An 11,442-nucleotide genomic window follows, 5' to 3' on the forward strand; every position below is an offset into this window, starting at 1 on the left:
AATTTTGCGACATGAGATGCAATTGCGCTCAGGCGTCGCAGCTATCACCGTGATTGAGCCCTTTTGTCCGGCGCACGGAAGCCTTAGGTACGTGCAAAGTTTTAACGTATGGGCGCCTCATGACTTTCTGGATCATCATTGTTGCCATCGCGGCTGTTGTCGTTCTGATGTTGGGCCGGGTGATGTTGCAGGCCGGGGATGATCTGGTACCCGATGCCTCCGATTACGATCTCAAGGTCTATCGTGATCAATTGGCCGAGGTCGACCGGGACGTCACGCGCGGTGTTATCGGAGCAGAGGATGCCGAAAGGGCCCGCACCGAAATCTCGCGCCGCATCCTTGCCGCCGATGCAAACCGTAGCGTCATTGGCCAGAAAGATACGGCAGCGCCGTGCCTGCTGATTGGATTGGTGGCCGTAGCATTGATCGGCGGGAGCGTCGCGCTCTATACATGGATCGGTCAGCCGGGCTACGGCGATCTTGCGCTTGAGGACCGGATCGCCTTTGCAGAGCAGATGCGCGAGAACCGACCAAGTCAACAGACCGCCGTCGACAGCCTACCGCCTTTTGTCCCGCAGGAAGACTTGAGTGAGGAATTCACGACGCTGATGAAACGCCTGCGTGAAACCGTTTCGGGGCGTCCTAACGATCTGCAAGGCCATCAGTTGCTGGCGCAAAATGAGGCACGGATAGGCAATTTCACTGCCGCCGCTAAAGCGCAGGAAGCTGTGCTGCGCATCAAGGGCAGCGAGATTACTGCCGACGACATTTCTGACTACGGTGAATTGCTGGTGATGGCAGCGGGCGGTTACGTCTCGCCCGAGGCGGAGAAAGCGTTTCGCGCCTCCTTGGCCAAAGATGAGAATGACGCGCGATCGCGCTACTATATCGGTTTGATGATGATCCAGACCGGACGGCCCGACCTCGCCTTCCGGCTTTGGGACGGTTTGCTGCGACGCGGTCCGGCTGACGCTCCTTGGATTGAACCCATTCTCGCTCAGATCGAAAGCGTCGCGCAGCTTGCCGGCGTAAACTACACCATTCCGGCAATTGGCGGTTCGGATGCACCCGGCCCTTCCGCCCAAGATATCGAAACTGCGGCCGATATGACCCCCGCCGAGCGGATGGAAATGATCGGCGGCATGGTCGAAGGCTTGTCGAACCGTTTGGCAACAGAAGGTGGGCCACCGCAGGATTGGGCGCGGCTGATCACTTCGCTGGCGATCATGGGCAACCCGTCGCAGGCGCGGGCGATCTATGACAATGCGATGGAAGTTTTCGCAGGCGAACCGGGGGCAATTGATACTATCCGCGCCGCAGGCCAGCAGGCCGGAGTTGCCGAATGATCTTTGAGGACATGGCCGAGTTTGCGGCAGCGGTCCCGCCAATGCGCGCGCTGATCGGTCTTGATCTGGGAGAGAAGACCATTGGTGTCGCGGTCACGGATAACTTCCTGAGCGTTGCCACCCCCCTTGAAACCATCAAGCGCAAGAAATTTGGCGTGGACGCCGCCCGTCTTAATGAAATCATACAGGACCGGCAGATCGGCGGTCTGGTGCTGGGCCTGCCCCGCAACATGGATGGGTCCGAAGGGCCGCGCTGCCAATCGACACGCGCCTTTGCCCGAAACTTTGACCGGCTGACGCCGATGCCTATCACTTTTTGGGATGAACGTCTGTCCACGGTTGCGGCAGAAAGGGCACTGTTGGAGGCGGATACGACCCGAAAGCGTCGCGCGGAGGTGATTGATCACGTCGCAGCAGGGTATATCCTTCAAGGCGTGTTGGACCGCTTGAGGGTGATGCGCAACGAAGGAGCCGCGACGTGAGCGATACTATCTGGAAGCGTGAAGAGGTCGAAAGCCCCTGCGTGAAAATATGCGTCGTCCACCCAGAGGCGCGGCTGTGCACCGGCTGCCTGCGGTCCATCGACGAGATCACACGCTGGTCAAAGATGAGCCCAATCGAACGTCGTGAGATCATGAACGCTCTGCCATCGCGCGCAGGTCAGTTGCGCAAGCGGCGTGGCGGCCGCGCTGCGCGCCTTGCGCAGGGTTAGCGGCGTTTAACGCCTGCCCGCGATCCTGAAAAGCAGGTCAAGACCTGCGTCCCAAGTCACTGCACCATCACATTCAGATGGCGCATGATTGCCGTTTGCCGCAAAGGCGCTGAGCCGCGCAAAGCTGATAAGCTGCGGCTTGCGAAAGTCGCCCCTTGGCCCAAAGGCACGTCCGCATTCCGTTGCCGGTGCGGCGTCCCAATAAGCCAAGGTGCCATGTGTGCCTGTCATGATTGCTGCCATCGTACTGCTGTCCCGTTTGCCGGAGTTTATGGCATTCAATATCGTGTCGGATCTGGCAACAATGCGGCAAGCTTTGGGTCTTTGTTTGATTGTTTCCAATTTCATCAGGTATCGGCCAGCCAATCGGCGGCGCTGAACTGCGGACGGAAATAGGCGATCATCCGGCCTTCGGGCGGTGCGACCTGACCCTGCGCCCATGGGGCAACGCCGTGGAGCAGATGGCGGTGCAACAAGATGGATGCGCCGGGTTTGGCAATGATGGCTTGCGGCGCTGAATGCTCAAACACTTCGCGACGTGCGTCCTGATAGATGTCCGTCAGATCAACATCGAGGGGGTTGCGATCACCGACAAGGCGCCGAAATGCCTTCCCCATGATCCGGTGGCTGCCCGGCCAGACCATCAATGGGGCCGCGTTCGCCTCATTCAGCGGCAGCCCCAGAATAAATGCATGTGGTTCGCGCAGGTATCTCCGCCGCTTCGGCCCCAAGGGCAGCAGGCCGTCCACATGCGCCGCGTGCCTTTTGATGCGGTAGCGATGATTTGCATCACTTTCTTCGGGGTCTTGCGCCGGATAACCCGGATAAACGATGGAAAGCTGTGCTGCGTGCCATTTCGAAGGAGCCGGGACCTTGGCCTCCCACGGTCCTTTCAATGCGACATCACAGATCGCCCCGCTGGCATTATTTGGAAGGCAGTCCACACCAACGAACCACGTCTCACCATGCCTCAGATTTGCGGCGCGTATTGCCGGGTCTGCAGAAACTTTACATGCGATCCGATGTGCTGCCGCAGCCCAGCGCTTGACGTCCGGGTCACTATCAAAGACGACAAAGCCGTCCTCTACCATCCAAGCGCCTTGCGCAGCATGTTCAGGGCGACCAGAACAAGAAACACAGCGAATACCCGTTTCAGCGGCTTTGGATCCATCGCATGCGCCAGCTTCACGCCCCATGGTGCGGTGATCAAAGTCATTGCGATGATAATGACAAAGGCAACCAGATTGACCGTGCCAATCGTTAGCGGCGGTGCGCCCGTCTGCATGGGTACAAACAGAAAACCAATCACCGCAGGCACGGCAATCAACACACCAAAGCCCGCCGCTATGGCGACAGCGCGATGGATCGGCGTGTTATAAAGGCTCATCAAGGGGACCCCGAAACTGCCGCCGCCGATGCCCATCAGCACGGACATGAAACCAACAAGCGGTGACTGGATGGCACGGGTGAGGCCCGTTGGCATGGCCTGCCCCAGACGCCATTCGGAACGGCCAAAGCCCATATACAAACCCACGATCAGTGCAAGAACACCAAAGATCGCCTGCAAGGTGTTTGAGCGCAATTGCGCCACCACAAACATCCCAATCACGGCACCAATGACGATCCCCGGAGCCCAACTGCGCAAGATATCCCAATCCACCGCGCCTTTCTTGTTGTGACTCAAAACTGAACGCACGGAGGTCACGATGATTGTTGCCAGCGACGTCGCCAAACACATCTGCATCAACTGCGGACCATCGTAACCAAGGGTTTGAAACGCATAAAAGAATGCCGGGACCAGAACGATGCCACCGCCGACCCCCAAAAGGCCCGCCAGCACCCCTGCAAAGGCGCCAATGGCCATCAACAGAAGCGCCATTTGTATCAAGAGAATGGTATCAGGCATCGCGGTCTCTCCGGCAGTGATGACGCCCTGCTACACCGCTTCTTGCCGGGCTGCCAGTGTCTCTAGCTGATCAAGCGCATCCAACACCAGCTCAGGCCCTGCGCCCGGCTTTGACGCACCCTCCGACAACGCCCGCCGCCAGCCTCTCGCACCAGGGCGGCCAGCAAAGAGACCCAACATGTGCCGTGTGATCTGATTAAGCCTGCCGCCGGATACCAGATGTGCTTCGATGTAAGGGATCATGGCCATGACTGCATCTTCGGGCTTAGTGTCGGCGCCCGTGCCAAAGATGCGCCGGTCCGCCTGACACAAAATATCCGAAGGCTGATGATATGCTGCGCGCCCTATCATCACGCCGTCCAGACCGCTGTCCAGAAACGCCTCTGCCTGATCCAGTGAGGTGATTCCGCCGTTGATCGAGATATGCAGGTTTGGGAAATACTCTTTCATTTTTTGCACCAGCGGATAGTCCAGCGGCGGAATATCACGGTTCTCTTTTGGGCTGAGCCCCTGCAGCCACGCTTTGCGCGCATGGATCGACACCCGCGTGCAGCCTGCAGCGATGACACGGGCAAGAAATTCCGGCAGCACGTCTTGGGGGTTCTGATCGTCGACGCCGATCCGGCATTTCACGGTCACATCGACATCCACCGCCGCGATCATCTCAGCCACACATTCCGCAACCAACGCGGGTTGTTCCATCAGCACGGCACCGAACGAGCCCGACTGCACCCGGTCAGATGGACAGCCAACGTTTAGATTGATCTCATCATATCCGGCATCCGCGCCCAGCTTGGCCGCCTTTGCCAGTTCACGCGGATCTGAACCGCCCAGCTGAAGCGCGACCGGATGTTCGGAGACATCGTATTCCAGCAGATGCACCGCACCGCCCCGCACCAATGCAGGTGCCGTGACCATTTCGGTATAAAGCAAGGTCTGGCAGCTCAGCAGGCGGTGCAGGTACCGACAGTGACGGTCGGTCCAATCCATCATAGGGGCAATAGACAATCTCGCTGCCGCAGCGGCTGCGTTGTGGGGCATTCCTAATTCTCCTATGGTCCGCGAACCGGTTTTCGCGTCCATGTTGCACACATACTGCACACAAATTGGGGTGGTCTAGCCCCCCGAGAGTGACGACAGGCAATCGGCGGTGATTGGGTTGGGCTATGATCTGGCTCACCTATCCTTTCGCTCGGCCCAGTCACGGAAGGGTCTTGGGAAAGGCACTGCTAAAACGCACGTGTGCAAGTTTCGTGCACATCAACGCCCAACTCACTCCTGCTCCTTCAGATGCGCTCTACTCCTCCATCGGTGATAATTTGAGAAGAGGCCTTCAACGTATCATTGCAATCAGAGATGGCTTCGCTGATGGGGCACAAAACAGCTTCCGAACCACGCTGAATCAGTTTTGGATTAGAAAAGCTCCAATATCTGGAAATCCCGTCCATCGTGCAGTGATCCTAAACGTACTTCGTGGCATAGAACGTGATGCAACCAAAATCCGGCTGCAGCCCGAAGCATTTTCTTGCTGTGGCTTTCGCCGTTGCTGAGCTTGGACAGAGACAGCTGTATGCACGAGTTCGGACTGCATTGCCTTTTCGGAGATGGGCGCCCCGGGACATGTTGATATCGCACCGCGATAAGCCCGTATTGGCGGACAACGCGGATCAATTGGACGTGGATTTGCTCGTTTCGGTCGCAAAACCAATCATGTGATGGAAAGCTTTCAGATAGGTAGATCCTAATCTAGCATGCGGTCGTGCGACATTTGGCCGTGCATTCATACGATGAAAGACCCGATTGAATGAAGAGACTTGCCCTTGATGCAGCAGACATCCGCATTCTCAGTGCGCTTCAGCAGCATGGGCAATTGAGCAAAGCTAAGCTAGCCGAGATTAGCGGTCTCTCCGCGACCCCGTGCTGGGCGCGGCTGGGCAGATTGAAAGCGGGCGGATATATTCGCGGCTATCATGCCGATATTGCTCTGGGGCATCTCGCAGATTTCGCGCAAGTGATTGTGACAGTTTCCCTAAGCCGCCATCGAAAGGCTGATTTTGAACGCTTTGAGGCTTTCCTCAACAGCCGAGATGAGATCATTGATTGCATCGCCACCGGCGGCGGGGTCGATTATATCATGAAGATCATCAGCCCCAGCCTTGCTGCGTTTCAAGACTTGATGGAAGAATTTCATACCGAAGATCTCGGCATTGACCGCTACATGACCCACTTTGCGACGCGACAAGTGAAATCGGGTTTGCCGAACCTCTCGAAATTGGCCGCTGCAAACACAAAATAGCCAATCTGGCCCAATCGGTCCTGATAGGGCCAAAAAAACGGCCCACATGGTCTGAGAACTCGGAATCTTCAGACCACTTTCGTTGCCTGTCCTGGACTACATCTCGCAAAGATTTTGACAGTCTTCGATCAAAGCGATCAGGGACAAAACGGGAGGAAGTTCCAATGCAAGCAGATGATTTTGGTTTCGGCACACAGATCCGCAAGTCGCCTTATTTTGACGCCACAGTGCGTTGGGGCGCGCAAGGATTTTCCGTCTACAACCACATGTATATCCCGCGCGATTTCGGAGATCCGGAGCAGAACTTCTGGAACCTTGTGAATGACGCAATCCTGTGTGATGTGGCCGTTGAACGTCAGGTTGAAATTACTGGCCCTGACGCTGCCAAATTCACCCAGATGCTGACCTGTCGTGATCTGTCCAAGATGGCCGTGGGCCAGTGCAAATATATCCTGATTACTAATGCAGATGGGGGCATTCTGAACGACCCGATCCTGCTGCGCCTTGCAGAAAACCATTTCTGGATTTCTCTGGCTGACAGCGACATCCTCCTGTGGGCACAGGGGGTTGCGATCAACTCTGGCCTTGATGTCACGATTGGTGAGCCGGATGTGTCCCCGCTGCAATTGCAGGGCCCCAAGTCCGGCGAGATCATGCGTGCGCTGTTTGGCGACGAGATTATGGACCTGCGCTACTACTGGCTGCGCGAAGTCGAATTGAATGGCATCCCGCTGATCGTGTCCCGCACAGGCTGGTCAAGCGAGCTGGGCTACGAAATCTACCTGCGCGACGGATCCAAAGGCGATCTGCTGTGGGAAACCATCATGGCGGCAGGTCTGGAATTCGGCCTCAAGCCCGGACACACATCGTCCATCCGCCGCATTGAAGGTGGGATGTTGTCGTATCACGCGGATGCCGACATGAGCACCAACCCTTACGAGCTTGGGTTTGACCGGCTGGTAAACCTGGACATGGAGGCTGAATTCATCGGCAAAGCCGCGTTGCGTCGCATCAAGGACGAAGGTGTCCGCCGCAAGCAGATCGGCCTGATCATCGACGGTGACCCTCTATCTGGTCCCAACACGACGTTCTGGGAAATCAATTCCGATGGCGAAGCAATCGGTAAGGTTACATCCGCCGTTTATTCCCCACGTTTGGAGCAGAACATTGCTTTGGCCATGGTTTCAGCCGAACACGCCAACATCGGTGCCCAGGTTGAGGTCGTCACGAAATCCGGCCCCATCCGCGCAACGATCTGCGAGCGTCCGTTCTATGATCCCAAAAAGCAAATCGCGGCCGCTTAACGCCCTGCCACACGAAAGAAGACCGAAATGTCAGACCTCGCGATCGAGCTGCATTGGCAGCGCGCCACTCCCGTATTGCAAACTGGTGCCTACTCGAACGAGCATACCGTGCAATACAACAACCGGTATGACCTGCTGGTCGATTCCGCCCCTGATTGGGGCGGAAATCCGGAAAACACGAACCCCGAGCAGGCCCTCGCCTCGGCGCTGTCGAGTTGCCATATGATGACCTTTCTTGCGCTGTCAGCAAAAGCGGGTTGGCCCGTGGCCAGTTACCACGATTACGCTGAAGCCCATTTGGGGAAGAACCCCAAGGGCCAGATGTCGGTGACGCGGATTGACCTGCGTCCAGTGGTGCGTTTCGACACCGGCTTTTCGGTCAGCGACGAGGAGCTGGCGCAGATGCAGGACCGCGCGCACCGCTACTGCTTTATCGCGAACACCTTGGCCGACTGTGTCGAAATCAACATTCTCTAGCACTCAAAAGGAAAAGCCACGTGACCACATCTGACATCTTGCTGAGCGATCTGGACGTGAACGGTATACTGCGCCTGACCTTGAACGATGAATCGCGGCGCAATGCCTTGTCCGAGGCGATGCTGGCGAAACTAAGAGTTAAGTTTGCAGACGCGGGGGCCGACCCAAAGGTGCGGGTCATTGTTCTGGCGGCCAAAGGTCCTGCGTTTTGTGCGGGTCATGACCTCAAGGAAATGACCGCCGGGCGTTTGAATGAGGATGGTGGAAAAGCCTATTTTGCAAATGTCATGGCGATGTGCGCAGGCGTGATGCAGGGCATCGTTAATTGCCCCAAACCCGTTATCGCTGAAGTCACTGGCGTGGCCACTGCAGCAGGCTGCCAGCTGGTCGCAAGCTGTGATCTGGCCATTGCAGCAGACACAGCAAAGTTCAGCACACCGGGCGTGCATATCGGGCTGTTCTGTTCCACACCCATGGTGGCCCTGTCCCGCAATGTGGCCGACAAACACGCGATGGAGATGTTGCTGACCGGTGATATCACGTCAGCCGCGCGGGCAGCCGAGATCGGTCTTGTGAACCGCGTGGTTGCCCCCGAAGCCCTGCAAGAGGCAACGATGGAGATGGCGCGCAAAATTGCGTCGAAATCCAGCATGACGCTGGCAACGGGCAAACGCGCCTACTACGCACAACGCGAAATGTCGCTGCCTGATGCCTACGATTACGCCTCGGGTGTGATGGTCAATAACTTGTTGGCGCAAGACGCCGAAGAAGGCATCGGTGCTTTCATCGAAAAGCGCGCGCCCCAATGGCAGGACGCCTGAGCCATGACCGCGAACCCCTACAACGCCGATCTGGACCGCAATCCTGCAAACCATCAGCCGTTGACGCCGCTGACATTTCTGGAACGCGCGGCCTCAGTCTTTCCTGATCAGACAGCGATCGTGCATGGCGCGTTGCGGCGCGATTATGCCGAATTTTATACGCGATCACGTCAGTTGGCGTCCGCTTTGGCACAACATGGCATCGGGCGCGGCGACACGGTGTCGGCTTTGCTGGCCAATACGCCTGCGATGCTTGAATGCCATTACGGTGTTCCCATGTGCGGCGGTGTTCTGCATTCCGTGAACACCCGCCTCGATGCGTCGGTGATTGCGTTTCAGCTGGACCATGCCATGTCCGAAATCGTCATCGTAGACCGCGAATTCATGCCGTTGATGCAGGACGCGCTGGCGTTGGCCACGGTGACACCACTGCTGATCCAATATGACGACGCTGAATTCTGTGGGCCTGCAACGGCGACAGATGCACAGGATTACGAGGCCTTCTTGTCGATGGGCGACCCTGAATTTGACTGGCTGATGCCACTGGACGAATGGGACGCGATTTCGATCAACTACACCTCGGGGACGACGGGCGATCCAAAGGGGGTCGTTTCGCACCACCGGGGCGCCTATCTGTTGGCGCAGGGCAATGCGCTGACCACGTCGATGGCGAAACATGCGGTCTATCTGTGGACGCTGCCGATGTTTCACTGCAATGGATGGTGTTTCCCATGGACCCTGTCGGCGATCATCGGGACCCATGTCTGCCTGCGTCAGGTGCGGGCAGAACCGATCTGGACCGCTTTGGCTGATGAGGGCGTCACCCACCTTTGCGGCGCGCCCATTGTCATGTCGCTGATGATCTCGGCCCCCGATACCGAAAAGCGCAAACTGGATCAAACCGTGCAGTTCTTCACTGCCGCAGCCCCGCCACCAGAAAAACTGTTGGCCGATATGAAAACAGCGGGCTTTGATGTGACCCATTTGTATGGGCTGACTGAAACCTATGGACCTGCTGTGGTGAATGACTGGCATCAGGACTGGAATGATCTGTCACCCGTCGAACAGGCCACCCTGAAATCGCGTCAGGGCGTGCGCTATCTGCCGCTTGAGGGATTGGATGTGCTGGACCCAGAAACCATGCTGCCGGTTCCGCGCGACGGGAAAACCATGGGCGAGGTGATGTTTCGCGGCAACGTCGTCATGAAGGGCTATTTCCGCAACCCGAAAGCCACGCAAGAGGCCTTTGCCGCCGGCTGGTTCCATTCTGGCGATCTGGGCGTGCGGCATCCCGATGGCTATATTCAGCTCAAGGACCGCTCCAAGGATATCATCATTTCGGGCGGCGAAAATATCTCTTCCATCGAGGTGGAAGAAGCGCTCTATCGTCATCCCGCAGTCGCGATTGTCGCCGTGGTGGCCATGCCCCACGAAAAATGGGGAGAAACGCCCTGTGCCTTTGTGGAATTGGCCACCGGTGAAACTGTGGATGCCGCTACTTTGCGCGCTTGGTGCAAGGACCAGCTTGCGCCCTACAAAGTGCCGGGACAGTTCGTGTTCATGCCGATCCCGCGCACGTCAACAGGCAAGATTCAGAAATTTGTCTTACGCGACCAAGCCAAAGTGATCGCGCAAAAAGCAGTTTCAGATAAAATGGCCTCGGCTTGATAGGCCGGGGCTATTGGTGCCCTGTCAGGCTGGCAACACTTTCGATTTTTGCTCGCCCAATCCGGCAATACCCAAGGTCACAACCTCGCCACCGTGCAGGTATTGCTGCGGGGACTGCCCCATGCCCACACCGGGAGGTGTCCCGGTCGAGATCACATCGCCCGCCTGCAGGCTCATAAACTGGCTGCAATAGGAAACAAGGTGCGGGATCTTGAAGATCAACGTCGCGGTTGATCCGGTCTGCATGCGTTTGCCATCCACATCCAGCCACATGTCCATGTTGTCCATGTCTGCGATCTCATCAAGTGTCACAAGCCACGGGCCTGTCGGCCCAAAGGTGTCGCACCCTTTACCCTTGTCCCAGGTGCCTGCGCGGTTGAGCTGAAAATCTCGCTCTGACACATCGTTGATAACGCAAAAACCAGCGACATGGTCCATCGCGTTAGCCTCGTCGATATAGGACCCCGGTTCGCCGATCACGACGCCCAGTTCGACCTCCCAGTCAGTTTTGACCGAACCGCGTGGGACTTGAATGTCATCATTCGGGCCAACCACGGCAGATGTCCATTTGTTAAAGATGATGGGCTCTTCGGGGATCGGCATGCCGGCCTCTTCGGCGTGATCCGCGTAGTTCAGACCGATGCAGACGTATTTGCCGATATTCCCCACACAAGCTCCTAGGCGCAGATCTTCTTGTGGTGTGCCCTCCACAAGTGGCAGCGTTTCCGAGTCCAGCGCGTTCAGGGCCTTCAGGCCAGCGGGGCGCAATGTATCGCCAGAGATGTCCGGCACGACGCCCGACAAATCGCGCACACGGCCTGATGCATCCAAAAGTCCGGGTTTTTCTGCGCCAGGTGCGCCATAGCGGAGAAGTTTCATATCGTGTCCTCTTTTTTATTGAGTGAATTTGGT

At 57.2% G+C, this 11,442-nt stretch carries 14 protein-coding genes; 8 read left to right on the forward strand and 6 right to left on the reverse strand.

What is annotated here, in order from left to right; translation table 11 throughout:
• Window positions 1-119 precede the first annotated feature (119 nt).
• Genes ccmI through GV827_RS18365 form a run of 3 tightly spaced genes read left to right on the forward strand, consistent with a single transcriptional unit; the run spans window position 120 to window position 2,058 of the window.
• Window positions 120-1,346 carry a c-type cytochrome biogenesis protein CcmI gene (ccmI, locus tag GV827_RS18355; RefSeq protein WP_164355273.1) on the forward strand — a complete coding sequence of 409 codons (1,227 nt, stop codon included), beginning with the start codon at window positions 120-122 and terminating at the stop codon, window positions 1,344-1,346.
• Window positions 1,343-1,828: a Holliday junction resolvase RuvX gene (gene ruvX / locus GV827_RS18360; RefSeq protein ID WP_164355274.1), complete on the forward strand. Its 486-nt coding sequence runs from the start codon at window positions 1,343-1,345 to the stop codon at window positions 1,826-1,828. The genes ccmI and ruvX overlap by 4 nt, the downstream gene beginning before the upstream one ends.
• Window positions 1,825-2,058, forward strand: a complete 234-nt coding sequence (locus GV827_RS18365) for a DUF1289 domain-containing protein (protein ID WP_164355275.1) — start codon at window positions 1,825-1,827, stop codon at window positions 2,056-2,058. Before ruvX ends, GV827_RS18365 begins: the two co-directional genes overlap by 4 nt.
• A 6-nt stretch (window positions 2,059-2,064) precedes the next feature.
• Here GV827_RS18365 and GV827_RS18370 read toward each other — a convergent pair whose 3' ends face one another.
• From GV827_RS18370 to GV827_RS18390, 5 genes are all read right to left on the reverse strand, one after another.
• Window positions 2,065-2,301 (reverse strand): hypothetical protein, encoded by a 237-nt coding sequence (locus GV827_RS18370; protein WP_164355276.1) that lies wholly within the window; start codon window positions 2,299-2,301, stop codon window positions 2,065-2,067.
• Between the two features lie 104 nt (window positions 2,302-2,405).
• The gene (locus tag GV827_RS18375) at window positions 2,406-3,149 is read right to left on the reverse strand and encodes a hypothetical protein (RefSeq protein WP_164355277.1); all 744 of its coding nucleotides are present in this window, start codon (window positions 3,147-3,149) and stop codon (window positions 2,406-2,408) included.
• Window positions 3,143-3,964 carry a sulfite exporter TauE/SafE family protein gene (locus tag GV827_RS18380; protein WP_164355278.1) on the reverse strand — a complete coding sequence of 274 codons (822 nt, stop codon included), beginning with the start codon at window positions 3,962-3,964 and terminating at the stop codon, window positions 3,143-3,145. The genes GV827_RS18375 and GV827_RS18380 overlap by 7 nt, the downstream gene beginning before the upstream one ends.
• A 30-nt stretch (window positions 3,965-3,994) precedes the next feature.
• The gene (gene dusA, locus GV827_RS18385) at window positions 3,995-5,005 is read right to left on the reverse strand and encodes a tRNA dihydrouridine(20/20a) synthase DusA (RefSeq protein ID WP_164355279.1); all 1,011 of its coding nucleotides are present in this window, start codon (window positions 5,003-5,005) and stop codon (window positions 3,995-3,997) included.
• A 245-nt stretch (window positions 5,006-5,250) separates the two neighbouring features.
• Window positions 5,251-5,412, reverse strand: coding sequence for a hypothetical protein (locus tag GV827_RS18390; RefSeq protein ID WP_164355280.1), 162 nt, complete (start codon window positions 5,410-5,412; stop codon window positions 5,251-5,253).
• A gap of 356 nt (window positions 5,413-5,768) precedes the next feature.
• On the opposite strand from GV827_RS18390, the gene GV827_RS18395 reads away from it, so the two are divergent.
• From GV827_RS18395 to GV827_RS18415, 5 genes are all read left to right on the forward strand, one after another.
• A complete protein-coding gene (locus tag GV827_RS18395) occupies window positions 5,769-6,260 on the forward strand; it encodes an Lrp/AsnC family transcriptional regulator (protein WP_164355281.1) in 492 nt (163 codons plus the stop codon).
• 164 nt (window positions 6,261-6,424) lie between these two features.
• A complete protein-coding gene (locus GV827_RS18400) occupies window positions 6,425-7,564 on the forward strand; it encodes a glycine cleavage T C-terminal barrel domain-containing protein (protein ID WP_164355282.1) in 1,140 nt (379 codons plus the stop codon).
• Window positions 7,565-7,591: 27 nt separating this feature from the next.
• Window positions 7,592-8,041 (forward strand): OsmC family protein, encoded by a 450-nt coding sequence (locus GV827_RS18405; RefSeq protein ID WP_164355283.1) that lies wholly within the window; start codon window positions 7,592-7,594, stop codon window positions 8,039-8,041.
• A gap of 20 nt (window positions 8,042-8,061) precedes the next feature.
• Window positions 8,062-8,862: an enoyl-CoA hydratase gene (locus tag GV827_RS18410; protein WP_164355284.1), complete on the forward strand. Its 801-nt coding sequence runs from the start codon at window positions 8,062-8,064 to the stop codon at window positions 8,860-8,862.
• A 3-nt stretch (window positions 8,863-8,865) separates the two neighbouring features.
• Window positions 8,866-10,530 carry an acyl-CoA synthetase gene (locus tag GV827_RS18415; RefSeq protein ID WP_164355285.1) on the forward strand — a complete coding sequence of 555 codons (1,665 nt, stop codon included), beginning with the start codon at window positions 8,866-8,868 and terminating at the stop codon, window positions 10,528-10,530.
• 24 nt (window positions 10,531-10,554) lie between these two features.
• On the opposite strand, the gene GV827_RS18420 is transcribed toward GV827_RS18415, so the two are convergent.
• The gene (locus GV827_RS18420) at window positions 10,555-11,409 is read right to left on the reverse strand and encodes a fumarylacetoacetate hydrolase family protein (protein WP_164355286.1); all 855 of its coding nucleotides are present in this window, start codon (window positions 11,407-11,409) and stop codon (window positions 10,555-10,557) included.
• Window positions 11,410-11,442 lie beyond the last annotated feature (33 nt).

It is taken from the genome of Sulfitobacter sediminilitoris (genome assembly GCF_010667575.1).
Taxonomy (GTDB): Bacteria; Pseudomonadota; Alphaproteobacteria; order Rhodobacterales; family Rhodobacteraceae; genus Sulfitobacter; species Sulfitobacter sediminilitoris.